Source organism: Agrobacterium sp. 22094 (assembly GCF_052046015.1).
Lineage (GTDB): Bacteria > Pseudomonadota > Alphaproteobacteria > Rhizobiales > Rhizobiaceae > Agrobacterium > Agrobacterium cavarae.
In genome coordinates this window covers 114,491-139,257 of the sequence record NZ_JBQEPX010000006.1, presented here as the reverse complement: position 1 = coordinate 139,257, position 24,767 = coordinate 114,491, and the positions used below count along the sequence as shown (strand labels likewise).

General features: G+C 57.6%; 20 protein-coding genes and 1 tRNA gene. 8 read left to right on the top strand and 13 right to left on the bottom strand.

What is annotated here, in order from left to right:
* Positions 1-76: 76 nt before the first annotated feature.
* The gene (locus ACTJK5_RS21210; RefSeq protein ID WP_440613166.1) at positions 77-790 is read right to left on the bottom strand and encodes a metallophosphoesterase family protein; all 714 of its coding nucleotides are present in this window, start codon (positions 788-790) and stop codon (positions 77-79) included.
* Between the two features lie 1,442 nt (positions 791-2,232).
* Here ACTJK5_RS21210 and ACTJK5_RS21205 point away from each other — a divergent pair.
* Positions 2,233-2,853: a sugar transferase gene (locus tag ACTJK5_RS21205; protein WP_236760387.1), complete on the top strand. Its 621-nt coding sequence runs from the start codon at positions 2,233-2,235 to the stop codon at positions 2,851-2,853.
* A 1,101-nt stretch (positions 2,854-3,954) separates the two neighbouring features.
* On the opposite strand, the gene ACTJK5_RS21200 is transcribed toward ACTJK5_RS21205, so the two are convergent.
* Positions 3,955-4,791 (bottom strand): helix-turn-helix domain-containing protein, encoded by an 837-nt coding sequence (locus tag ACTJK5_RS21200; RefSeq protein ID WP_440613162.1) that lies wholly within the window; start codon positions 4,789-4,791, stop codon positions 3,955-3,957.
* Positions 4,792-4,923: 132 nt separating this feature from the next.
* Between ACTJK5_RS21200 and ACTJK5_RS21195 the strand changes: the two genes are divergently transcribed.
* Together ACTJK5_RS21195 and ACTJK5_RS21190 are read left to right on the top strand one after the other, a co-directional pair.
* Entirely contained in the window at positions 4,924-5,967 is a 1,044-nt protein-coding gene (locus ACTJK5_RS21195) for a fatty acid desaturase (protein ID WP_440599439.1), read from the top strand.
* On the top strand, positions 5,964-6,731 hold the full coding sequence (locus ACTJK5_RS21190) for a phosphate/phosphite/phosphonate ABC transporter substrate-binding protein (protein WP_440613161.1): 768 nt from the start codon (positions 5,964-5,966) through the stop codon (positions 6,729-6,731). The genes ACTJK5_RS21195 and ACTJK5_RS21190 overlap by 4 nt, the downstream gene beginning before the upstream one ends.
* Before the next feature lie 14 nt (positions 6,732-6,745).
* On the opposite strand, the gene ACTJK5_RS21185 is transcribed toward ACTJK5_RS21190, so the two are convergent.
* The 7 genes from ACTJK5_RS21185 to ACTJK5_RS21155 form a co-directional block, all read right to left on the bottom strand.
* Positions 6,746-8,242: an HAL/PAL/TAL family ammonia-lyase gene (locus ACTJK5_RS21185; RefSeq protein ID WP_440599437.1), complete on the bottom strand. Its 1,497-nt coding sequence runs from the start codon at positions 8,240-8,242 to the stop codon at positions 6,746-6,748.
* Positions 8,243-8,319: 77 nt separating this feature from the next.
* The gene (hutC, locus tag ACTJK5_RS21180; protein WP_440599436.1) at positions 8,320-9,060 is read right to left on the bottom strand and encodes a histidine utilization repressor; all 741 of its coding nucleotides are present in this window, start codon (positions 9,058-9,060) and stop codon (positions 8,320-8,322) included.
* Positions 9,061-9,152: 92 nt separating this feature from the next.
* Positions 9,153-10,067 carry an ABC transporter substrate-binding protein gene (locus ACTJK5_RS21175; RefSeq protein WP_062427649.1) on the bottom strand — a complete coding sequence of 305 codons (915 nt, stop codon included), beginning with the start codon at positions 10,065-10,067 and terminating at the stop codon, positions 9,153-9,155.
* A 63-nt stretch (positions 10,068-10,130) separates the two neighbouring features.
* The gene (locus ACTJK5_RS21170; RefSeq protein ID WP_440599435.1) at positions 10,131-10,802 is read right to left on the bottom strand and encodes an ABC transporter permease; all 672 of its coding nucleotides are present in this window, start codon (positions 10,800-10,802) and stop codon (positions 10,131-10,133) included.
* Positions 10,799-11,449 carry an ABC transporter permease gene (locus ACTJK5_RS21165; RefSeq protein ID WP_062445271.1) on the bottom strand — a complete coding sequence of 217 codons (651 nt, stop codon included), beginning with the start codon at positions 11,447-11,449 and terminating at the stop codon, positions 10,799-10,801. Before ACTJK5_RS21165 ends, ACTJK5_RS21170 begins: the two co-directional genes overlap by 4 nt.
* Positions 11,446-12,561 carry an ABC transporter ATP-binding protein gene (locus tag ACTJK5_RS21160; RefSeq protein WP_440599434.1) on the bottom strand — a complete coding sequence of 372 codons (1,116 nt, stop codon included), beginning with the start codon at positions 12,559-12,561 and terminating at the stop codon, positions 11,446-11,448. The genes ACTJK5_RS21165 and ACTJK5_RS21160 overlap by 4 nt, the downstream gene beginning before the upstream one ends.
* A gap of 232 nt (positions 12,562-12,793) precedes the next feature.
* Positions 12,794-14,659, bottom strand: a complete 1,866-nt coding sequence (locus ACTJK5_RS21155; RefSeq protein ID WP_440599433.1) for a glycoside hydrolase family 15 protein — start codon at positions 14,657-14,659, stop codon at positions 12,794-12,796.
* 406 nt (positions 14,660-15,065) lie between these two features.
* On the opposite strand from ACTJK5_RS21155, the gene ACTJK5_RS21150 reads away from it, so the two are divergent.
* Positions 15,066-17,561, top strand: a complete 2,496-nt coding sequence (locus tag ACTJK5_RS21150) for a methyl-accepting chemotaxis protein (protein WP_440599432.1) — start codon at positions 15,066-15,068, stop codon at positions 17,559-17,561.
* Between the two features lie 70 nt (positions 17,562-17,631).
* On the opposite strand, the gene ACTJK5_RS21145 is transcribed toward ACTJK5_RS21150, so the two are convergent.
* Positions 17,632-17,988: a hypothetical protein gene (locus tag ACTJK5_RS21145; protein ID WP_113180528.1), complete on the bottom strand. Its 357-nt coding sequence runs from the start codon at positions 17,986-17,988 to the stop codon at positions 17,632-17,634.
* 301 nt (positions 17,989-18,289) lie between these two features.
* Between ACTJK5_RS21145 and ACTJK5_RS21140 the strand changes: the two genes are divergently transcribed.
* The 3 genes from ACTJK5_RS21140 (at position 18,290) to ACTJK5_RS21130 (ending at position 21,068) form a co-directional block, all read left to right on the top strand.
* Positions 18,290-18,619, top strand: coding sequence for a DUF2322 family protein (locus ACTJK5_RS21140; protein WP_111850774.1), 330 nt, complete (start codon positions 18,290-18,292; stop codon positions 18,617-18,619).
* Positions 18,620-19,266: 647 nt separating this feature from the next.
* Positions 19,267-20,583 carry an MFS transporter gene (locus tag ACTJK5_RS21135; RefSeq protein ID WP_082447464.1) on the top strand — a complete coding sequence of 439 codons (1,317 nt, stop codon included), beginning with the start codon at positions 19,267-19,269 and terminating at the stop codon, positions 20,581-20,583.
* A 218-nt stretch (positions 20,584-20,801) separates the two neighbouring features.
* The gene (locus ACTJK5_RS21130; RefSeq protein ID WP_162741044.1) at positions 20,802-21,068 is read left to right on the top strand and encodes a hypothetical protein; all 267 of its coding nucleotides are present in this window, start codon (positions 20,802-20,804) and stop codon (positions 21,066-21,068) included.
* Between the two features lie 104 nt (positions 21,069-21,172).
* Here ACTJK5_RS21130 and ACTJK5_RS21125 read toward each other — a convergent pair.
* Positions 21,173-21,262, bottom strand: a tRNA-Ser gene (locus ACTJK5_RS21125).
* Positions 21,263-21,760: 498 nt separating this feature from the next.
* On the opposite strand from ACTJK5_RS21125, the gene ACTJK5_RS21120 reads away from it, so the two are divergent.
* Positions 21,761-23,224 carry an HWE histidine kinase domain-containing protein gene (locus ACTJK5_RS21120; protein WP_427927920.1) on the top strand — a complete coding sequence of 488 codons (1,464 nt, stop codon included), beginning with the start codon at positions 21,761-21,763 and terminating at the stop codon, positions 23,222-23,224.
* A gap of 37 nt (positions 23,225-23,261) precedes the next feature.
* Here the strand turns inward: ACTJK5_RS21120 and ACTJK5_RS21115 are convergent, their stop codons facing one another.
* Complete coding sequence (locus ACTJK5_RS21115; RefSeq protein ID WP_113180530.1) at positions 23,262-23,705, bottom strand: GNAT family N-acetyltransferase; 444 nt, start codon at positions 23,703-23,705, stop codon at positions 23,262-23,264.
* An 8-nt stretch (positions 23,706-23,713) separates the two neighbouring features.
* Positions 23,714-24,664 carry an aldo/keto reductase gene (locus ACTJK5_RS21110; protein ID WP_440613160.1) on the bottom strand — a complete coding sequence of 317 codons (951 nt, stop codon included), beginning with the start codon at positions 24,662-24,664 and terminating at the stop codon, positions 23,714-23,716.
* Positions 24,665-24,767: the final 103 nt, after the last annotated feature.

Sequence of the window (24,767 nt, the reverse complement as noted above, 5' to 3'; positions counted from 1 at the left end):
TTCGATTTTTATTGCGCTTGTCAGAGAAGAGGAGACGTTCTCTGTCTTAGCGAGAATTCCACTCTTCATGAGTTGCTCAATTCGACGCTTGTATTGTGGAGAACTTCGTCCCGACAATCCTAAGAACGGTAAGCTTACCGGTTGCGACTGCCGCAGTGTCTATGCCAAGTCGGGCGTTCCCGATATTCACAGTGATGCCAGGAGTGTGCCCGTGGATCACGAAGATCGGTAACTGTGGTCCATCCTCCAGGAAAGGTTCGCGTATCCACATAAGGTCGTTATCTGTCTGCGACGCGAGTGCCACACCAGGTCTGACGCCGGCATGCACGAAGAGAAGATTATCGATCTGCAATGATACAGGCAGAGCTTCTAGTCTTGAAATGTAGGCGGTTGGTATAGTCTCTCGGACGACGTGATGTAGCCCTTTTAATCCAACCCTTTTTAGCACATTTTCAACATCTATCCCGAAAGAGGTTAGTGTCGCGCTGCCAGCAAATTCCAGCCAAGCATTAATTGGCAAGTCGCCACGCACCATTTTGACGAGTTGGTCGTCATGGTTGCCGCACAGGGCAATGTCCTCAATTTCTTCTGATATCGGTTGGGTGAGCAGTTCCAAAACGTCTCGACTTGCCGGCCCCCGGTCTACATAGTCTCCAAGCAACACGACAAGCTTTCGTCCCGGATAGCCCTGCGCATCGCGCGCGATTAAACGGCGTGCAGCCCTGAATGCCGATGCGCAACCATGTATGTCGCTTATTGCGTATAGTGCACTGAAATCCGATCCATACATCGTCAACCTGGGCCTCGGGGAAGCCGGCGCGATACTAGGTCGGAAACGCTTCATCAGGTGGCGGTGAACCATTCCAAAATTACATTTAGGAAACACGTGTCATGATCCGTATCGATGTCCAAGCTATCTCGAAGCGATGATGTTCGAGGGAAATCGATCCTGTTTTGAGGCGGCCCTGTGGGAGTGATTGGAGTATCGTGCTCGGCGATTCCATCACCTACACACCTATTGCGTGCAGGCATACCTTCAGTATCGCCGCTTCTTTATCACCTGTGGCGATGAAATCAAGGCGCTCAACAGGACCTGAGCGCTTTCAACCAGCACACGATCGAATAGGTGCGAAAGAGGGTCCTGGCGCGCCTGCATGTTTGGTTCATTGTCACGCGCGCTCGATTACAAAAGCTTCTAAGCGCAGGCGCTTTTTAGGGGTCACCATAGCAATGCTATTGCGATGATCGCGACGGCCCACATTGCCAGCGAAATGCTAAGTAGGATTAGGTAGTTACGGAATCGCCGTGTCATAAGCGAGACAATGCCTCGACTTTAATCTCAGTAGAAGCGCGGGTCATCATCATGTCTAACGCTCGGTTAACGGCTATCGAGGACCTATCGCTTTTCAAGACATGTCGGCCTCGGGTCACTCTGATTCAATTGAACCGGTTTCCCGGCATTCCTGCTTGTCGAAGATCATTCGGTGATTGTTTCTACAACTCCCCGTATCAACTACGAAAGAGTGGTCTGCGTCTATTGGCTGATGTTGCGGGTTTGAATTCGGCCCCTTTGTGGGGAGTGACGTCAAGGACCACCTTCCCCACGGATCGCGGTCGAGCTGGCGTGAATTCGATATCGGCAGCATAGGCAAAAGGAAGAATGACTTATCCTACTCGACGCTCTGACAGCGCGCCCCGCACCTCAAGCGGCTGTGGACTTAGGATGGCGATCGCTGGTCTCGTCGGAAAAGAACCAGATGATCTATTTGGCTCCTTTAGGCTGACTTGTGGAGACGAGACATGGGCTGAAGAGAAAAGATCTTCAATCCTGCTTAGCCTCCAAGCCTAGACTTGAATCTTCGACGTCCACAAGGTTTCCGTCGAACAAGCCGTCAATAATCCGGGGCTCAATCAGAAAGCTCTTCCAAGGCGCCGTAAATGTAGCTTCATCTTGTCCTGGCACCATCAAGTCTTCGTAGTGATCTAAAACTGCATAGCATGTCTTCGTATTTTGCAAGCTAAAACAGGTTAACCAATCTTTAATTTTGGTACTGACAGTGTTACAGAGTTAGAATATAAAGCCGATGAAAGTAACTTCAGCGATTATTTTAGCGGTGCGTCATATGTGCGCAATGTGGGGCGACAAAAATGTCAGACTTCCAATCAGGTGAGTGTGTTCTCGGGACTCTGGATTCCAGTCCGGTTGAAGTATTTCAGCCGTTTTCCGTTCAGATGTCCCAAAAGAATATTTCGCATTTAGCTGCAAAACGATTTCTCGATATAGTGTTAGCTACGCTCGCCCTTATTGTGCTGGCGCCGCTTTTGTTGACAGTTTTTTGCTTGATCAGATGTGAAAGTCCTGGCGGGGCACTCTTCACGCAGACCCGTTGGGGGATGAACGGGAAGAAAATCAAGGTCTATAAATTCCGTTCTATGTACACGGACAAAGGCGATCCCAGTGGGGTTGCGCAGACCGTCGTAGGCGATCCGCGGATCACAAAGGTGGGGCGCTATCTGCGTCGTTTTAACGTTGATGAACTGCCACAGCTCATAAATGTCATTCGTGGTGATATGTCTGTTGTCGGGCCACGCTGCCACGCCGTTGGTATGTTTGCAGCCGGCGTACCGTATGAAACCCTTGTTCCTGAGTATCATCAGCGCCATGCGATGCGTCCAGGTCTCACAGGGCTTGCCCAAATGCGTGGTCTGCGAGGCCCTACAGATCGTCCTTCGAAAGCCCGCGCCCGGATTAATGCCGATCTTCACTACATCGAAAATTTTTCTTTTTGGCTCGATTGCCGAATTATCGTCGGAACCATCTATTCGGAGATGCAGGGCGGTAACGGCTTCTAGCGTGACCATCTTCATCAGCCAAAACTAGATTTGGCTGATGAACGCAGCTTAGATCGATCGTGAAGTGTACGAGAACGCATCTATTTTTGCCGCTGTCCTTCCGACCATGAGTACTCCCAGAATGAAGTGATCAAGTGAGGCGTTGCGAAAGAGGCAAACTCAAGAGCTCACGTATTTGACTAACTCGCTTGAAGTTGACCTGGCACAAATTTGCCTTTTTTTACAATCGGCTCAGAAGTCTCGGGCGAGCGCATAAATGCCTTGATCGGCTGAAACCTGAGTTCGTTAATCGGCCGCACTGAGCAGAGGCTTCGGTGAGCGGAGACTTGGGATCCTGCGGATCAATGCCGCCCTATCGGTAGGTCTAGAGGTTCAGGCTCAGGGCATGCCAAAATGTTGTGGTCGAACTTGTTGGCACCGCCAGAACGTTCTCCTAACGCGTGAAGAGATTTGCGGGCGAGCGTACATTTTAAAGAAAATTTTACTTTATTTCAAAGTATTATCTGCCTTTAGATAGTTATGGTAAATAGTGCTTCACGCTGTGTAATAATCTGTTAACAAGAAAGCAGGAAGAATAGCGTCGTTCGTTAGTTTAGGGTCGGTAATGACTTTCAATTCAGACAAAATTTACTCCTGAGTGACAGCCTGGTGGCTCACAAGGAGTCTCGTCCGTGTCACTCAAACTTCGAAATATTATTCTCGCTGTCGCGACGTCCCTCGTCATGTGGGTGATGTTGATACAAGGTTCACTGGTAACGTTTCGGTTCTTTCACCCGCAAACGGACATGATGACGACCGCAAGCGTTGGACGGTGAACCACATCTCGCGATCGTGTGTCCGGTAGTCTGGTAGCAACGAGTTGCGTGGGTACCACGATAAAGCGCGTACCAGTTAGCAACCGGTTCACCATGCTCTGAGGCTGTGCTGCAACCCAAAGAGCTTGCGGCAAGGATGCGGTTGAGAAACCGGTCTCAAGCAGGTCTCAAGCAGGTCTCAAGCAGGTCCGCAGTGGTATGCTCATCCGAAGCAATGCCCCGACGGTTTTGCGAAGACCACGCATAGCGAATTGGACGCGTTACTGCGTGCTGTCACCACGACCCATCACGCAACCTCCAGACTTTTAACAAAATCAGCACTCTCATGAGCATGAATGCGGGTGAACCGGATCAGTTCGTCGAAGTGGCGCTGCATCTTGCGGATGGATTCGGCGTTGTTGAGAACGAGATACATGCCGCCCACGAAGATTGCTGCGCGCTGCGAGCCGAAGATCGTATAGGGTACGGAAAAGCGCTCTTTCTCGTTGAACAGGAATAGCCGGAACGACGGGTAGAGCTCGTTGATGAGTTCGGACATGTATTGCAGCTGTGTCGCCCTGATCTCCTTCTTCAAGCCACTCCACATGCCGCGCCCCTGGGCAAAAGCTTCCAATGTCTCGCAGGGCATGCAGACTTCCATATCCGTGCCAGGCTGGCGGTTGTAGTTGAGGCGAAAAGCGGACTCGCTGGCTTGTGCTTTCACGCTTTGGTGCGCGCTTTCGGCTTCGAAGGCGATGATTTGCGGGGTGCGCAGCAGGTCCGGGATTCGGGCTGGCACGTAGCGGATCTTCGAACCTGTGGCCTCGGCATGCCACTTCATCAGCAGCGTGTCGGTATAGTCCTCACCGCCTTCCTCGATCTCGAAGCTCGGGCGTAGTTCGCCCGTCAGGCCTGGATCGTGCGAGATGCCGAGCAGCCAATCGAGCGATACGGCGTGGCGTTCGGCAATGTTGAGAAGAGTTTCCACGCGCGGTAGACGCGCCGAATCACCCGACAAAAGCTGTGATAGCGCCGAGCGGTCGATGCCGATCCCGGCCGCAAAAGCCGAATGGCTGTCACCAGACCGTGTGACCAGCTCCAGCAGGCGGAGGCGAAAGAGCTCCGCCAGGGCGCGTTTGTCCATAATCAACCCCAATGTTCACTATTATCAACATTGTATGGTTTCTGTTATCAAAATCAACAGTCGGTCACCAAACTCTCATTGTGCGCGTCGCGGCCCGGTGAAACTCTGTTCCGGGGCAAAGCATCAGGGGATATGATGAGCGACACGTCATTCGATAGGCAACACCGAGGAATCCATCAACGTCGAACAAGGGCGCCTAGAATAGAGTGGCCGACAGTCGCTCTGCTTCTTGCATGCTACGGCCTGTGGGGGATGGCCGGCTACAGTCTTTATCCGGCCTATCCCATCGTCGCGCTCGTGCTGATGGGCGTGGCGGTCGCGCTTCACTCGTCGCTTCAACATGAAGTTCTGCACGGACATCCCACAAGGAGTGCCAAGGTGAACGAGGCGCTGGTCTTCGCTCCGCTCGGGGTGTTTTACCCCTACCGCAGCTACAAGCGGACGCATCTTCAGCACCACGCGGATGAGCGTCTCACCGATCCCTTCGATGATCCCGAGAGCTACTACCGCGCCATGAGCGACTGGGAGACGATGCCGACTTTTCTGAAGCGCCTGCTTGCCTGGAACAACACGCTGATTGGACGTGTGCTAATCGGTCCGCCGCTGATGGTGGTCGGGTTCACCGCTTCCGAATGGCGTAAGATTTTCAAGGGAGACCGCAAGGTCGCCATGGCGTGGACCCTCCACCTTGCCGGGCTCATTCCGACCTTGCTGGTGGTCTCGAACCTGTTCGGCATTCCCGTCTGGCTCTACGTCGGCGTCTCCGCCTATCTCGGTGTTTCCATCATCGCCATCCGCTCCTATTGCGAGCATCAGTGGGCTGAGCAGCCGGATGGGCGCACGATCATCGTCGAAAACTCGATTCTGGCACCGCTCTTTCTCTATAACAACCTGCACTTCGTGCACCACAAGCTGCCTACCGTCGCATGGTACAGGTTGCCATCGCTCTATCGCGCCGGACGCGCAGAATGGCAGAGGATGAACGAGGGATATGTCTTCGCCAACTATTTCGAGGTTTTCCGTGCATTCGCTTTCAAGGCGAAGGAGCCGGTGGTGCATCCTGCCTGGCGGCGGGCGGAACCGGTCGTGGCGAACGATATCGTTGTAAAGGATCAGGGCGAGGTCGCGAGCTATCAAGCCGCGGGTGGTACCGCAATTCCGGATCTTCCGGCATGACGTGGATTGCCGCTCTGCCGATGTATGACTGGCCGGAAGTGCGATCCGATGTGGATCGCAGCTGGGAAACGATGCGCGCGCGCTTCATCGCAAATGGCGTTGATGCGCCTGAGCACCTCGTTCGACGCAACGCGGACATGCCGCCGGTACCGGGCGGCATTCGTGGTGAGGATGGTTCGATCATCGCGCCAGACCCGGCAACGCTCGATCCGGATGCGCTCGATCTCGATGTCCTGTGGCGCCATCCGGCTCTTCTCTTTTCTGCCACCTGTTGGGGGCCGATGGAACTTGGCTTGCAGGATCATGTCCAGGTCATTGGGCAAAGCCCGTATGATGATGTCGCGGGAGGCTCGGGAATATTCTATTCGAGCGCCATTGTTGGTCGGAGAGGGGAGGGCGCCAGCGTGATGGCGCCTGAGACCGGCGAACCGATCTTGCCGATCTCGTTACTTCGAAAAAGAAAACTTGCCTTTAACGAGCACCGCTCGATGTCCGGTCATCTGGCTTTGAAGCGCGATCTGGAAGCCATGGGCGAAAGCCTTGAGCTGTTTTCCGAATTGGTGGAAACCGGGGCGCATCGGGCGTCGGTGACGGCTGTCGCACGGGGAGAAGCCGACTTCGCGGCAATTGACTGCCGATCCTGGATGCTGGCTGAGCGCCATGAGCCTGCGGCGAGGGATCTGCATGTCGTCGGCTGGACAGGGCGGCGCAAGGGCCTGCCCTTTATCCGCGCCAGAAACATACATCTCGACTTCCTGATGTAGGCGCGGCGCGCACCTCAGACGCTGTGATGGGGAGGCAGGGCCTTCGATATGAGCGCTCTGGTCTTCTCCATGTCGGATGAGATCGGCCGATCGTCAGAATAATGGCTGACGTGCGACCGGAGCACGCTGTAGAGAGCGTCCGTCCCCGGTGCTCTGCGCGCCACGGTTTCCAGAAAATCATGGGCCTGCGTAGCCGCCAGCCACTCGATCGCGAGGATGTATTCGGCATTGTCGATGACGGCGAGAAGCTTGTTGGCTGCAGCGGTCGGATGGGCGAGGAAATCCTCCTGAAGCGCCGAGGTGAGGCCGCCATCGGTGGAGGCGGGCGCTGCAAGCCTGCGGTTTTCGTTTGCAAGCGCTGCTGCCGTGTATTGGGCGATCATGAAGCCGGAATGGCTGCCTGGGTCGGAGGCGAGGAAGGGCGGAAGGCCGCTCACCAGCGGGTTGACCAGGCGGTCGATCCGCCGTTCGCTCATGGCCGCAATTTGCGCAATGGCAATGGCAAGCGCGTCGGCGGCCTGACCGAGTGCCGGCGCCACCGCATGGGCTTCCGACCAGACAAGCGGCTCCTCCGGCGTGCCGGCGACAGCCGGGTTGTCGGTGACCGACGCGAGTTCGCGGTCAACCACGGCGGCGCATGTCTCGAACAGATCGCGGGCAGCGCCGTGGGCATGGGGGATAGAGCGCAGGCTCAGCGCATCCTGTGTGCGCCGGCCTCTAGCGGCTTCGATCAGTCCACTCCCGGCAAGACGTGCCCGCAGCACCTTGCCCACCTTGGCAATACCATCGGAGACTCGTAACGACAGGACGACCTCGCTGAAAGCCGGCATCTGGCAGCCAGCCGCCTCAAGCGTCATGGCGGCAATGGCATCGGCCCAGTCGAGCAATTGCGCGGCCCGGTCCAGCGCGATGCTGGAGAGGCCGGTGGCGCAAGCGGTGCCGTTGACGAGGCTCAATCCCTCCTTGGCGCCGAGAACCAGCGGCTCAAGTCCGAGCTCCGCCAAGGCCTCACGCCCGCTCAAGGCACGTCCACCGATATGGGCGGAGCCTTCTCCAATGAGCACCAGCGCCGTATGCGCATTGTGCGTCAGGTAGCCCGCCGATCCGCGGGAAGGGACATCCGGAATGCAGTCGCGTTCGAGAAAGGTGGTAAGATGGCGAACGATCTCCAGGCTGACGCCGGAATACCCATGGGCAAAGTTGGCGATCTGCGCGGCGATGATGGCGCGCACCTCACGAGGGGGAAGCAGCGGACCGACGCCGCAGGCATGGCTCAGAATGATGCTGCGCGAAAGCTTGCCCTGCGCAGTGCGATCAACAACGGTATCCGAAAGAGCGCCGACGCCGGTATTGATGCCGTAGGCACGGATGCCACGCTCGACGATGCTCTCGACGATCCGCGCCGCGTTTTCGATCCGCTGAATTGCAGCGTTGGTGAGCGCAAGTGTTTCTCCCTGGCCGACCTTTGCCACGTCCTGCCAAGTCAGCCTGCTATCGAGCAACACGGTCATTCGGTTTTCCTGATAATATTCAATGGAAAGAGAGGGTTCGTCTGGAACGCGCGGTTTCAGCTTTCCCAGACGCTGGATCAGGTGCTGTAGAGGCGATAGCGGCTGCCGGGATAGAGCAAGCGGACGGAAGAGATCACGCCGGCTTCAGACCATGTGCGGCGGCGCACCAGAAGGCAGGGCTCCGTCTTGGAAATGGCAAGCAGCTTGCACTCCCACGGCTGCGCCGTCACCGCCTCGATATGCTGCTCAGCCCTCACGATCGGCGCAATAGCGGTCAGATAGCCGTTCGGCGTCGCCTTGCCGAAATCCTGATCGATATAGTGCGGAACGATGGCGTGGTTGACGAAACGATCTTCGATCTGCATCGGCACGGAATCTTCCGCATGCACCATGATCGAATGGGACACCGGGCTGCCGATCTCGATCGAAAGTGCCTCTGCCAGTTCGGCATCGCAGCTTTCCATCCGCAGTACGATGACATTGGCCGTATGGACACCGCCATTGCGGGTAATTTCGTCGGCAATATTGGGAACGCTCTGAAACTGCGACGTCCGCTTCTTGCTGGCAACGAAAGACCCCTTGCCCTGTACCCGAACGACAAAGCCTTCATCGGCCAGTTCGCGCAACGCGCGGTTGGCCGTCATGCGGCTGACGCCAAGCAGCTCGACCAGTTCATTTTCGGACGGCACGCGATGGCCGACAGCCCACTCGCCGGTTTCGACGCGGCTTCGAACATAATCCTTGAGCGTGACGTAAAGCGGCTTGTCGGAGGCCGGCTCGTGCTGCGCTTTTTCGATCTGTTTTTCTACCGTTTGCATGGGGCTCCAAAAGGCGAACGACGAAGGTTCGGCACCGGACGCGTCCGGGGCGCGTGTGCGGGTATGGTGCGTGCCATACCCGCAAACAGCCGTCAGTTCAACTTGTGCGTCGTCAGCCACTCTTCGGCAACCACGTCGAAGCTGTCATGGTTGGCAAGGCGACCGTTCATAACGATGAGGTCCTTGGTCGTCAGAGCGGCCGAAACCGCATCCAGTGTCTTGGTGACCGTGTCGTTGACCTTGGCCTTGGCCATGATCGGCACGATGTTCTGGGCTGGGAACAGGTTCTTGATGTCTTCCAGAATGATCAAGTCGTTGGCAGCAATCGCCGGGTCCGTCGAGAAGAGGTTTGCCGCCTGAACCTGGTCGTTCAGCAGTGCCGACAGGGTCAGAGGGCCACCGACGTCGAGAGACTTGAACGACTTGAATTCAAGACCGTAGAGTTCCTTCAGGCCAATGATGCCTTCCTTGCGGGTCTTCCATTCCGGCGGGCCACCAAGCACCAGTTCGGACGCCACGGGCTTGAGATCAGCAATGGTCTTCAGCTTGTATTTCTCGGCAGTGGCACGGGTGACCGCCACACCATCGGAATCCTGAGCCGCGGATGGCGTCAGCATGACGACACCCTCGGGCAGCGCCTTTGTCAGTGCTGCAGCGACGTCCGCCGGCGAATGGGCGGTGGCGTTCTTGTCGAGATAGCTCAAGGTCGCGCCGGCATATTCCGGCAGGAGGTCGATCGAGCCATCGAGAAGTGCCGGCATATAGACTTCGCGGCTGCCGATGCTGAGCTTGGTTTCCGTCTTGATGCCCTTGGCGGCCAAAGCCTTGGCATAGATGGTGGCCAGAAGCTGGCTTTCAGGGAAGTCGGCCGAGCCGACGATGATGGTGGACGTGTCCGAACGCTGAGCCGGAGCATTCCCGAGAGGATCGGTCTGCGCAAGCGTCGTGGTGGCGGAAAGCGCGATCAGCGCGAATGCGCCGGCGGCCTTTAAGATATTGAATGCCATGCAAGCTACTCCTTTTGTGTCAACGTCTTCAGAATGAAAATGCAGTTTTGGTTGATGCCCACCCTATGCCCGGCGGGTTAGTCCTGGTGAGACCGTGAGCCTCGATATGATGCCGATCACCAGGTCGACCATAAGGGCGAGCGCACCGACCAGAACGGCGCCCGCCGCCATCTGGTAGTAGTCGTTCTGCGCACGGCCATCGATGATGAGGCGCCCAAGACCGCCAAGCGATACGTAAGCCGCAATGGTTGCCGTTGAGATGATCTGCAATGTCGCGCTCCGAAGCCCGGAGAAGATCAGCGGCAGGGCGCAAGGAAGTTCGACATCAAAGAGAATATCGAGCGGCCGCTTGCCCATGCCGCGCGCCGCATCCACCGCTGCGGGATCCACCGCCGCAACGCCGGCATAGGTCGCGCTCATGATGGGCGGCACGGCCAGAAGCACGAGAACAATGATGCTGGGCACGATGAACGCCATGTCGGAGGCAAAGACCGGACCGAAGAGAATGACGAGCAACACGATCAAACCCAGGCTCGGCAGTGCACGCAGGGCATTGGCAAGGCCTGCGATGACAACCACGCCGCGGCCGGTGTGGCCGACATAAAGACCGATCGGCAGGCCGATCAGGCAGGAGAAGAAGAGGGCAATGCCGCTATAGATCAGGTGCTGGATGACGAGCGCGAAGACGCCGTCGGTGCCTGTCCAGTGGGCCGGATCGGAAAACCATGCGATCATCGTTCTGCACCTCCGGGCTGCCATGGTGTCAGGCGTTTCGTGGCAAAGAGCACGATCCCGTCGAGCAGCGCTGCCAGCAGCACGCACAGAACGATACCGGCGATGATCGGCGTCAGGAAGCGCAGTTGAAGCCCTTGTGTAAACAGAAGACCGAGCTGCGGCGTGCCCACGAGTGCTGCGACGGAAACGATACTGACGTTGGATACCACCGCAACGCGCAGGCCCGCGGCAATCACGGGTACGGCAAGCGGTAGCTCAACGAAGAGAAGCCGCGGCAATGTGCGGTATCCCATGGCATTGGCAGCCTGAATGACATCGGGCTGTACGGAATCGAGACCGTCGGTGACAGTGCGGATGAGAAGCGCCAGCGCATAGATCGTCAGCGCGACAACCACGTTGAGCGGATCGAGAATGCGTGTGCCGAGAGCGAGCGGTAGCAGAACGAAGAGGGCAAGCGACGGGATTGTGTAGAGCAAACCAGCCGCACCAAGCATCGTGGAGCGGAAGAAGCCGGCCCGGTGCGCAAGCCAGCCAAGCGGCAGCGCGAGGAGGAGGCCAATGACGACGGGGATGACCGAAAGCCAGAGGTGCCAGAGGAAGAGTTCGGCGATACGGCCGGACTCGCGGTACAGCCAATCGAACCTCATGCTTGCGCCCTCGCGCGACCGGTGCGTGCGGCCTCGATCGCGGTGACAACATGAGACAAAGCGACGGTGCCTGCCAATGTGCCTGACGGACCGACGATCACGCCTCGGCCTGAGGGTGAACTGAGGGCGGCGTCAAGAACGTTGCGCAGACTGCTGCCTTCCACCGCAAGCGTGCCGCTGAGATTGAGATCGCCCTCTCTCAAAGGAGCCTTGATGCTTTCCACATCGGCCCAACCCAACGGGCGGTTCTCGGCGTCGGCGACGAGCACCCATCTGTCGGTCGCAATCTGGCGAAGGGATTCCGGTGTGGCGCCGAGCGTGGCTGTCGGTTCCTGGCCAAGTTGCACGCCATCATCGTTGAAGTCGGCAAAACCCAGGATGCGATAACCCCTGTCGCGTCCGATGAAATCGGCGACGAATTCGTCTGCGGGTCGTGCCAGCAATTCCTGGGGAGTGGCGATCTGCGCCAGCGTTCCGCCAGTGCGCAGAACCGCGACCTGATCGCCAAGCTTCAGAGCCTCGTCGATATCATGCGTGACCATGATGATGGTCTTGCCGATTTCACGCTGGAGGCGGAGGAATTCGTCCTGCAATTGACCACGGACCACGGGATCGACGGCGCTGAAAGGCTCGTCCATCAGCATGAATTTCGGATCTGAAGCGAGTGCACGCGCAACGCCGACGCGCTGCTGCTGGCCGCCGGAAAGCTGCCAGGGATAGCGATTGGCGAAAGCCGAAGAGAGGCCGACGCGCTCCAGAAGATCGTGCGCGGTCCGAAGCGCCTGCTCCTTGGGCGTTCCGTTCAGCCGCGCGGTTGTTGCAATGTTTTGCACGACGGTGCGGTGGGGAAAGAGGCCGGCATTTTGAATGACGTAACCGATCTTGCGGCGCAGCAGCGCCACATCCATGGCGTCCGTCGGTTCGCCATCGAGAAGAATCCTGCCCGAGGAGGGCGTGATCAGCCGGTTGACCATGCGAAGCGACGTCGTCTTGCCGCAACCCGATGGGCCAACGAAAATGGTGAGCTTGCCGCTGGGAGCCGTCAGCGACAGATTGTCGACAGCCGTGGTCGGCCCCCGATAGTGCTTGCTGACATGATCGAATGTTATCATAGGCGCGTTCCCTTTTCTGGTCCCGGATGTCGCCAGCGATCCAGTCTCCTTGGTTGTCTATACAAGCACGAAGTTATGCGGTGCGCAAGCGGGGGTGCTTAAGGAAAATGCGTCTTTTTTTGTGCTTAAATCTTATGCTGAGGCTATAGCGCTTCCGCGACCCTGACGCCCGCAGATGGAAGGCGGGAATAAAGCAAAACAGCTGGTATGACGGTTCCCGTCGTGAATGATATCAGGGTCGCCATTGCTGCGGACTTTTGCCGTCAAGCTCTCTGTCCAGATAGAAGGCGGCACTGATCAGGGCCAGATGTGTAAAGGCCTGCGGGAAGTTTCCGAGCAACTCACCACGGTGGTCGAACTCTTCTGCGTAAAGGCCCAGATGGTTGGCGTAATTCAACAGTGCTTCGAAGGTCGCACGCGCTTTCTTCAAGTCACCAGCCCTTGCCAGGCATTCGGCGTACCAGAACGAGCAGGCAGAGAACGACCCCTCCTGACCGCTCAAGCCGTCCTCGCTCTTGTAGCGATGAACCAGTCCGTCATCGGCGAGCGTGTCACCGATCGCGTCCAGAGTTGCCAACCAGCGCGGGTCGGTGGCGCTGACGAACCTCACAAGCGGCATCAGCAGCAGCGAGGCGTCGAGGGTGTCTCCACCCTTGGTCTGGACGAAGTGTCCTTTCTCCTCGTTCCAGAAGTTTGCCCAGATGTCTTCGTAGATATTGTTTCTAACGTCGATCCATCGGCTGAAGGGTGCCGCGAGCGATCGCTTGCTCGCCAGGCGAATGGCGCGGTCGACTGCGACCCAGCACATGAGGCGCGAATGCAGGAAATGCTGCGGGCCGCGCCGCATTTCCCAAATGCCGGCATCAGGCTCTTCCCAGTGTTCGCAGACATAGTTGATGATATCGCGCACACCGTTCCAGCCATCATGGGAAATGGCGTGGCCGTATTTGTTGCTGAGATAGACGGCATCCATCAACTCGCCATAGATATCGAGTTGCACCTGTTTTGCCGCACCATTTCCGATCCGCACGGGACGCGCTCCGCCATATCCACTTAAGTGATCGAGAGATACCTCATCGGCGACTGTGCTTCCGTCGACGGCGTACATGATGTCGAGCTTTCCATTCGCACCGCATCGCATCGCGCGTTTGCCGATCCAGGATGTGAAGTCTTGCGCTTCCTGCTGATAGCCAAGCCGCATCAGCGCATAGACCGTGAAGGATGCGTCGCGGATCCAGGTTGCGCGGTAGTCCCAGTTTCGGACTCCGCCAGGTGCCTCTGGCAGCCCGAAGGTTCCCGCGGCAATGATCGACCCGTGGCGGCGTGACGTCATCAGTTTCAGCGTCAGGGCAGAACGGGTCACGATTTCGCGCCACCGACCACGATAGGACGATTGTGCGGCCCAGTCCTGCCAATACTGGATCGTCGCGTCCTCGAACCCCGCGACGTCTGCCAGGTCCATTGCCTCTTCGTCGGCGCCGGTCAGAACGAAATCGGCTGTTTCTCCGGCGGTCAGGTTTGCCTTGCAGATCACGTCGCCATCGAGCGGCTGAAGCGTGAGACTGGAAGTGAGCCTGATCCCGTCGCAGTGCTTCGGCCGCCAAAGGGCAGTGTGACCGTAAACCTCCGCTGTTTCTTTCTGCCTTGCATAGTCGAACCGAGGCGCACAGCGTAGCGTGAGGGCAATCGTCCCGCGTGTCACTCTCAGTCGCCGCACCAATGTCGTTGAGGTAGAGGCACTGTCTTCCCTCACCGCCATGAAGTCCGTGAGTTCGGCGCTGGCGTTCTCGCCCATCCAGCGAGTGACCAGCACATTGGTATCTGGCCGATAATGCTGCACGATCCGAACATCGGGAATATCCGGCAGGATTTCAAACAGACCACCGCGTTCCGGATCGAGCAGGCCGGCAAAGATGGTTGGGCTATCGAAATTTGGCCAACACATGAAATCGATCGCACCGTCTTTAGCAATAAGCGCCAGTGTTGCCAGATCGCCGACGATACCGTGATCTGAGATCGGCCGCGGGATGTTGCTGCCCGCGTTCTCATCTCTTGAGAGATTATGGCTTTCGACGTCAGAGTGCGTGCGGATGTCCATTCGATAATCCATCATGTGTAATCGCATGCCAGCCGAAAGAAGCGTCTAATTTCAACGTGTCGAAAAAGTCGAGCAGTGCTTCTTCATCCATGACATTTTCTTCACAACGTCATCTTTCGCCTTGTGTTCCAAGCCCGCCAATCTCTTAGCGAAAGGACTGTATTCCGTGGCGAGAGTGGAAGGTGCCGAGACATGAAGACCAGACCTCGTCGCCCAAGCGCATCGTGCATCAACAGCGACGACCATGACATATGATGCAATCCTGCTGATACCGGGGCCTTTTCGAAGACGTCTCCGTATCGGCGTGGCCGATACTCGTTCGATACTTAAGATGTTTTTTATCCATTTCCTCTAGCGTCTGCCGGTGGTCAGCCGGCTAAGCCGCTGTGGGGAAGAGGGTACGAGCATGGCATTATCCCAGAAGGTGAAGTCCATCGGTTTCAGAACGACGGGTGGGATGGCGCTGCTGCTCATATCGGTCGTGCTTGTGGCAGTTGTTGGCATTCGGGGCATGGGAAGCCTGACCGGCGCCGTAACCCAGACGGTGGACACGTCGAAGGTGCTGATCGGCGCCAACAAGGCCGAAGGCGCGATCATCCAATATCTCGTCAGCAAGGATCCCAAATGGATCGACGAGGCTGTCGGCGCTCTCGATACGGCCCAATCCAAGCTCAACGCGCTTGCTCTTTCCACAAGCGAGAAATCCGAACTCTCCAGCGGGATCGCCAAGACATCCGACGCGGTAAAAGCCCTTGCGGCCTCGCAGGATACTGTTCAGAAGGCGGGGACTGCCTTGCGCGATGCCGCTGGCAGCATGGTGACGCTTGCCGAACAGACCGAGAAGACCTCTCAGGATATTGCCAGCCAGGCAGAGACCAATTCCAACAACGCGCTGGTGACGCTCAACAGCATCCGCATTCTCATTCAGAACGCCAGCACCTTCAATGAAGGCATCAACGCGATCGAGCTTGCGCTGGTTCGTGCCGCAGGCCAAGGCGCTCAGGTCTCTACCGCGCAGCTTGCCGAACCGATGGCGCGTGCCGAGGCAGGCCTTGCCGAAGTCGTGAAGCTCGGCGGCACGCCGGACATCCAGCCGATCGTTAGCAATCTGGCGGCGACATTTGCGGATATCCAAGAAGCGATTGCCAAGGACAATGGCGCGGCACTGGTTTCAACGCAGGATTTCGCCCTCTTCTCCAAGATTTCCACCATCACCCAGGCGCTTGACGAAGCGCTGCGCAAATCCGCCGAGACCGAACTTGCCTCCAAAAGCGAGAAGGACAAGGCGCGCTCCAAGGCGCGCATCATTTCCGGTACGGCGCGCAATTTCAGCAATGTGTTGAAGGACACGCTTGCCCAGGTCGAACGATACCGCGTCCAGCCATCGACAGACTCCGCCGAGGTGATTGCGGCCGGGCTGAAGAAGGCGCAAGCGCTGGGCACCATGCTGTCGAAAACCAGCGGCACCGATATGACCGCCAATCTCGCTCAGCTCGGTCAGTCCTTCGACGCGATGAAGACCAATCTGGCGACATCCGACCAGCAGGCGTCGCTCGTCGTTTCCACATTGCAAAGCGTTACCGACGGCATCGTGAAGATCGCCGGCGAAATCGCCTCGACTTCGGAACGTCAAGGCAGCCAGGGCACATCCTGGATGTGGGGTGCTGGCCTGTTCAGCCTTGTCCTGGCGATGGCGATCGCGCTCTTCATGGTTCGCTCCGTGGCTCGCCCGATGATGCAGGTGGCGCAAGCCATGGCGCGGCTCGCACGGGGCGAGGCCGACACCCAACTGAAGCTTGCCAAGACAGACAACGAAATCGGTGAGATGATCGGTGCGCTGCAGGTGTTTCAGCAAAATGACCGCGCCCGCATCCATGCCGAGGCGGAGGCCGATCGGGAAAGACAGCAGGCCGAACATATGCGCCTCGAGCGCGAGGCTGAACGCATGACGGAAGCGCAGGCGATGGAACATGCCTTCCGCCAGATTTCGACGGGTCTTGATGCGCTTTCCAAGGGCGACCTGACGGCGCGCATCGGCGCAGTCGATCCACGCTACGATCGGATCAGAGACCACTTCAACAGCGCGGTTTCTACGCTTGAAGAGGCCATCGATGCGGTGATCCAGAGCGTCGGCACCATTCAGTCGGGACTGTTTGAAATCTCAAGCGCCTCCAACGATCTCGCCCGCCGCACGGAGCAGCAGGCCGCTTCTCTTGAAGAAACGGTTGCCGCACTTGGTGAAGTGGCAAGCGGCATCAACGGCACTGCCGATGGCGCAAGCCACGCGCAGAAGACGGTGTCCCTTGCCAAGACCAATGCGGAGAGTGGCGGTATCGTGGTGGAGCGCGCCATCGGTGCCATGAGCGAAATTCAGGAATCCTCGACCAAGATCGGCAACATCATCGGCGTGATCGACGAAATCGCTTTCCAGACCAACCTCCTGGCGCTGAATGCCGGGGTGGAGGCGGCCCGCGCCGGAGAGGCCGGTAAGGGTTTTGCTGTCGTCGCTCAGGAAGTGCGCGAACTGGCGCAACGATCGGCCGGTGCCGCACGCGAGATCAAGGCTCTGATCTCCACATCGTCAGCCCAGGTCACGACAGGCGTTCAGCTCGTCGATGAAACGGGGATGTCTCTGAAGGATATCTGCGAGCAGGTGGGTGGTATCAGCGCTATCATTGACAGGATTGCGATTGCAGCGCGCGAACAGGCGGTGAGCCTGCGCGAAGTCTCCGCTGCTGGCGACGCAATGGACAAGGTGACCCAGCAGAACGCGGCGATGGTTGAGGAGACGACTGCAGCAGCACAGACCCTGGTGCACGAGACCGAAAGACTGGCGCAGATGGTGGGGCAGTTTGCCACCACGCGTTCGGTCAGGGGCGGGATGCACGCCGCGGCAGCTTAAGGCTGCCGCGCGCGATCAGTCGCTCGGCAATCGGATGACCGATCGCTTCGCAAAGCCGATCAGGCCATTTTCACGCCTCGACGGGTTCGCGCACCTCATCCAATAGGAAATGCACGATGACGTATCGTGTCGTGTATGTGTGGCCGCTGTCTGCCACGCCTTCTTCGCTACCGCCATCAGACGGGTGCCACTGCCGGTAATGCGGGTTGTTGGCGATGAGCGTAATCGCCTTGCCCGAAAACTTGCCATCCAGCCGGTAGCGTGCTTCCGCCAGGGGCCAGATCTTCTCAAAGTCGTCCTGGGTGATGCGGGCTTTGAGGGCCTTTCTCGTGGTCGGCTCCTTGCCGCCGCCGCCCTCTGCCGGTGGAATGGAGAGGTTCACCTCTTCGGCATGGTCGAGTAGAGCGGAAAATTCCTCTGGCCACATGCGTCTCATTATTGCTCCTCCCAAAGACAATGATCTTACAACACCGCGATGATAGCGCCTTTATGCCGACAGGCAATCAGGATTTTTGCCTGCGTGATGGCAGCGAAAGCGTCAATTCAAAAGCTCAGTCGATGCCGGTGGCGGCAGCGTGATGAAGCTGCTAAACGCTGGCGAAACAGACGCTAAAGCGCCGTGCGTCCTATTGGACGGACAAAAGACGCTTTACCTTTTTGAATCGACGCATCGTGTTATCCGAAAATCGAGTCCGATTTTCGGGCCGATGCTCTAGGAGAACCAGATCATGATTGAGCCGACCGCTTCCTTCAAGGATAACCTGCAATTGCTGCCTTCGATCGATGGACTGGCGAAGATCAACCTCATTGATGCCGACGGCAATATTGTTGCCACGATCGAAAACCAGCCCGGCAAGCAAGGCTCGCTCGCCGTCTATCAATATCTTGAGCAATGCTTCGGGACGCTGAGCAGGCAAGCAGCGACCCATGGGCTCGATATTTTCGCCGAGCACACGGCCGACGCAAAGAACCGTCCCGGCGCCCATCCGAACATCGACCGCTTGCTGGAGATCGTGGCCGGTGCTGCTCCATTGAAGATCGAACTCGCGGCGCGCTGATTGTCGCGCATGGCCCAGCAATAAGAACGCGGATCAGTCACCGTTCTTGACCGACACGGAGCACGGCCTGCGCTTAAGAAGCCCTAAAGCGCCGTGTGTCCTATTGGACGCACAAAGGACGCTTTACCTTTTCAAATTTACACATCGTGCTTTTCCGAAAATCGAGCTCGATTTTCGGGCCGATGCTGTAGCCGCATTTTGCCTCACCAGATCCACACTCACGGATGGAGTGACCGCATCCATCCGCATCTCTAGTCTTCGTCCATGTCGGGCGAACTCTTAAGGCTGAGCGAGCAAGTCGCGCAGCGTCCATCTGCAGAACAGCTTATCGATTATTCGACCCAGACCCCGACCAACAGACGATAGGGAGCCAGCGTCCCAACGAGAGATAACGTTGTGCCCTGCATCCCAGCGTCGCCTGTCGTTCGCATCGGCTCGCCCGTTTCGTCTATTTACTGGTGGAGAGTTGATTGATAAATGAATGATGCTGGCCATTATCGGAGGACGTCTGTTCTTCCGTTGATGTTGCCCGGCATGCCGAAGGCCTTCCATCGTTCTGAAAAGATCGGTGCCATCTGCTCGATCCTCAGAAGCAGAGCAATCCCGCGGCCTGCGGTGAGTTCATCATGCTAGGGAGGTTCGATGTCATGATAAACCCAAAGAGTGCGCCCGCCGGCGCCACGAAAGTTCGATATTTTATTCTGTTCATGTGTTTTGTCGGGATTTCGATCAACTATCTCGATCGCGCCAATATGAGCGTCGCGCTTCCCTTCATCGACTCCGAGCTTGGCCTGAATCTCACCAACACCGAGAAAGGCTTGATTCTCGGCGCGTTTTTCTGGGCCTATGACGGCATGATGCTGCTTGCCGGCTGGATCACCGACAAGCTCGGCGCGCGCAAGACCTTTTCGCTTGCCGCCGTCTGGTGGTCGGTCTTTACGGCATTGACGCCGCTCGCCTACAGCTTTTGGACCTTCTTCGCCGTTCGTTTCGCGCTCGGTGCCGGTGAAGCCCCGGCCTATCCGTCTGCCACCAAAGCCGCCTCCCGATGGTTCCCGAAGAGCGAGCGCGCCTTTGCAACGGCTGTCATCGACTCGGGCTCTCGCGTCGGCACCGTCTTGGCGCTGCCCATCGTCACGGCCATCATTGCCGTGGCGACCTGGCACTATTCCTTCATCATCCTCGGCGCCGTCGGCATCATCTGGGCCTTCTTCTGGTACGTAACCTACCGCGATCCCACAGAGCATGAGCGGGCAAACGACCTGGAGCGTCGCTACATCATCGAGAATGGCGGGCGTACCGTCGAAAACGACGATCCTGAAGCAGCCAAGATCAAATGGGTCGATCTCTTCAGATACCGCACCATCTGGGGCATGATGATCGGCTTCTTCTGCCTCAACTTCGTGATCTACTTCTTCCTCACCTGGTTCCCAAGCTACCTGAAGACCGCCCGCGGCCTCAACCTCGCGGAACTTGGCCTATATGGCATGCTGCCAGGTCTCTCTGCTGTCGTCACCGCATGGATTGCCGGCGCGCTGGCCGATAGAGCAATCCGCAATGGTGCCAATGTCACCACGGTGCGCAAGATCATCATGGTCGGCGGCATGCTGGGTGGCGCTGCCATCCTGCCGGCATCGTTGACACAGTCGCTCTATATGGCGCTGTTCTTCCTGGCGATCTCTTACAGCAGCCTTGCCATTGCCGCGACAGGCATCTGGTCGCTACCCGCCGACGTCGCGCCAAGCTCCCGCCACGTCGCCTCGATCGGCGGCATCCAGAACTTCGCCTCCAACATCGCCGGCATCATCAGCCCGCTGCTCTTCGGATTTCTGCTGGACATGTTCGGCGGAAGCTACACGCCATCCTTCATGATGGCAGCCGGCATGGCACTGGTCGGCGCCTTCTCCTACGCCTTCATCGTCGGTCGCGCAGAACCTCTTCCAATTCTGCCGCCGAGGTCTTGATGGGTTTGGGCTGAACAGCACAAAAACTCATGACGGCCTGCGTGGGCCGTCATGATCGCATGCGTCGAGAAGCTGATAAGGCAACGCAAGCGGCTCTCACGTGGCATAATCTTGCAAATGCCAATATGCCATCAGGTGTCGCCTGAAACAGATGATGGAGATTACCCGCCGGGCGGCGCGTCAATGGACGACCGAGCCATGTCGCGCACAAGCGGACCATGATAGAAGCCTCAGAAATTCTTCAAAGGTGTTGGCCGTTTTTGAGAAGAGCTATCGACGAAAGTGCTGAGATAGTGCTTTCCGGTTATTCAGGAAACAATACCCACCTGAATCAAACGATTGCTGAGAAGCGAAGCAGCAAATCAGTCAGAGTGGTGGGGTGGCTAGGTTCAGGGTTTAAAGACGTTCGACAACCATTTTGGGACGAGCAGCTTGGCGGAGAGGGTGAAGCTACTTCTCAAAAAGGACGTTTTGACATTCACTGACTGGTGGAGCGCCTCAAATTTGGCCCTCGCCAATTTGCGCAGCGGCATTCACGTTCTTGAATAATCGGAAAATCATGAAGAGCGCTGATAACCCAAGTTATTTATGGCGGAGAGGGTGGGATTCGAACCCACGATACCCTTGCAGGTATGCCGCATTTCGAGTGCGGTGCATTCGACCACTCTGCCACCTCTCCGGCGCGCTGTGGTAAGCGGGCCGTTCATAGCCACAGCCATGGCGCCATGCAAGCGTAAAATTCTGTTTTGTCTTGAAAACCATGCGAATTGCGATCCTGGGAATAGGCAGGGTTTCGATATCGCGCCGGCTAAAGAGTCTTGGAGTTCGGTAAGCCTCTGTATTCTGGGATTTCGACCTTAAGCAACAGCACGTCCGCGCGTGGCCATGTCTCTTTCAGGCAGTTGAGTAGGCGCCTCCAGGGGCGCTCAAACGCAGTTTCGGAAATCCACGCAGCCTGCGACCCTTTGCATATTGGCGGGCTCTCTGGCACGTTCATGTGTATTCGGCTATTGTGCTTCTGATTTGAATGAGGTCACGAAATGGGGCGGTCGCTGCTGGCAACGGCAACGCTGACTTTCGTCGGGACCAACTGGATTTTGGTACTCGGATTTTATAGTTGCGGTTGGCGTGTTCGGGAACGATGCTGCCTTGATACGCTTGCTCCAAGGGGATGTCTTTGCACTATGTCAGCGGCGGTGAATGCGGGCGGATTTTTCGGGAGTTTGATTGGGACAACAATCCCCTAGGGCCAAAGGACGCGTGGCCCGTCGAGCTGAAAGTTCTTGTCAACGTCATGCTTGGCTCGCTTCAGCCGATGCTGATCGTTTGGGGGCCGCAGCAGATCACCCTTTATAATGACGGCTATTCGCTCATGTGCGGCAACCGTCACCCGGACGCCTTTGGCAAGCCTTTTCAGGATCTGTGGTTTGACATCTGGGACAAGGTCGAACCGATCATCAGTGCCGCCTATGCTGGTCAGGGCACATCGATGGACGACATCGAGTTTACCATGCACCGCAAGGGCTATCCGGAGGAAACGCATTTTGCCTTTTCCTATACGCCGGTTCGCGATCATTCGGGGACGGTGCTCGGCATGTTCTGCGCGTGCTCGGAAATCACCGGCGAGGTGCTGATGCGCCGTGAGCAGAAGCTGCAGCAGGAGCGCCTTAGGCAGGTCTTCGAACTGTCGCCTGGCGGTATCGCCACATTGATCGGTCCCGACCACATTTTCGAATTTGCCAATGAGGAATGTTATTCCATCATCGGTGCCGGGCGCGAGATCATAGGCAAGCCAATCGCCGAGGCGCTTTCGGAAGTGGCGCAGCAGGGGCATATCGAGAAGATCGACGAGGTCTACAGGACAGGTAAACCCTTTGTCGCAAAAGGCCAGTCGATCGAGCTGAACCGCGGGCCGGGCGGTGAAAAGCAGGATCGGTCGATCGATCTGGTCTATCAGCCGATGCGTGATGCCGTGGGCGAGATCTTCGGCATCCTGGTTCAGGCACAGGATGTGACCGAGCGCCTGGCCGAAGAGCGGCACAAGGAACTGGTGGCGCATGAACTTGGGCATCGCCTGAAGAACCAGTTGGCCATGGTTCAGGCCATCGCATCGCAAACATTGCGATCCGCACCGGATATGAATGTGGCGCGGCAGACGCTCGCCGAGCGCATCAATATTTTGAGCCGTGCCCATGATACGGTGATCCAGGGAGGGCTAGGTTCCTCCACGGTCCGCAATCTCGTTGGGCAGATGCTGGCGGTGCATGATGACCCGAGCGAGCCTCGCTTCATCGTGGAGGGGCCGGAAATCCACGTCGGCTCTCGCCCGGCGCTGTCGCTTTCCCTTATTCTCCATGAGCTTGCCACCAATGCCGTGAAGTATGGAGCGCTCTCGACGCCGACTGGCAAGATCGAGATTTCCTGGCAAGTTGTTGGCGAGAACCGGGAGACCTTCGAATTTACGTGGCATGAAAAGAGCGGTCCGCCGGTCTGCCCACCGGACCGCGAGGGCGCTGGCTCACGATTGATCAAGGCCGGGGTGTCCGGGGTCTCGAATAGCAAGGTCACGGTTCGTTATGAGCCGAGCGGTCTGCAATGCAACGTCGTGGCTGATCTGCGCGCATTCCAGCAGGATCACTGAGCGCCGCCAGAGGCTGGCAAACCTCTGCTGGAGCGCTCTAGAACTTCAGCCGATAGCGGATATGACCGTCGCTCTTGACGTAGCTGTCATATAGCGCTTGGGCGCGGTGATTGCCTTCATCCGTATGCCAGTAGAGGCGCGACCATCCGTTTTCGTGGCAGATCCGAATGAGATCCTCGATCAGGGCGCGACCGATGCCTTTGCCGCGGATGGTGCCATCAACGAAGAGATCTTCAAGATAACAATCCGGCGTCTTGGCCCAGGTGGATTCATGAAAATGGTGGATGGCGAAGCCGACGACCGTGCCGTCCAGAACGGCAAGTCGCACTGATAGCCGCGATACCGGGTCCAGCAATCGTTCCCAGGTATGGTCGGTCACGTCGTCTAGTAGATCGACCTTGTAGAAGGCGAGGTACGCCTTCCACAGACGGAGCCAATCATCCCGGTCACTGCTGGTGGCATCGCGGATCGTCAGTGTCATTGTCTCTGTCAGGCTCCTGCTTCGTCCAATAGCCGGATCATCTCGTCGCTCAAGCGAAGGTTGACCGCGCGTTTAAAGCTTTCCAACTGCGAAAGGCTCGTGGCGCTGGCGATCGGGGCCGTTACGGATGGTTTTGCCAATAGCCAGGCGAGCGCAATGTCGGCGTGCCGTGCACCGGTCTCAGCAGCGATTGTGTCCATGGCGCCAAGGATGGCAAGCCCACGCGGATCGAGATAATTGGCGACGCGATAGGAGCGCGCAACACCCTCGGTGTCGGCCTTGGTTCGGTATTTGCCGGTCAGGAAACCGGCAGCGAGGCTGTAGTAATTGATGACGCCGATGTCTTCGCGGGCGCAAAGGTCCGCGAGCGGGCCTTCAAACTTGTCGCGGGTATAGAGATTGTATTCCGGCTGAAGAACGTCGAAACGTCCGAGCCCGGTCGCTTCCGCGACATCGAGTGAGGCCTGAAGCTGCTGCGCATTGTAGTTCGAGCAGCCGATGGCTCTGACCTTGCCAGCCTCTTTCAGCCGGGCAAAAGCGCCTAGCGTTTCTTCAAGAGGCACGGCATCATCCGGCTTATGGGCGAGATAGAGATCAATATAGTCGGTCTGCAGACGACGCAGCGAATCGTCGACCGCCTTGGCAATCCAGTCAGCGCTCAGCCCTGTCTTGCGCTCATTATTGTCAAAGCCGACCTTGGTGATGATGACGGCGTCGTCACGCTTCACGGAGCCGCTCTTCAGCCACTTGCCGATGATCGCTTCGGATTCTCCACCCTGATGGCCTGGTACCCAGGCCGAATAGACATCGGCCGTATCGATGGCATTGAAGCCGGCGTCGAAGAAGGCGTCCAGCAGTTGAAAGGAGGTCTTCTCGTCTGCGGTCCAGCCAAAGACGTTGCCACCGAAGACGATAGGCGCGACGGGAAGGCCGGTGCGGCCAAGCGTTCGGTTCTGCATGGAGTTTCTCCTCAATTGTCTCTCGAATGGTTTAGCGGTGCTGCCAGGCGATGACTATTGAATTTCCGTGATCCAATTATCTCGCCAAAGAGGCAAACGCCTG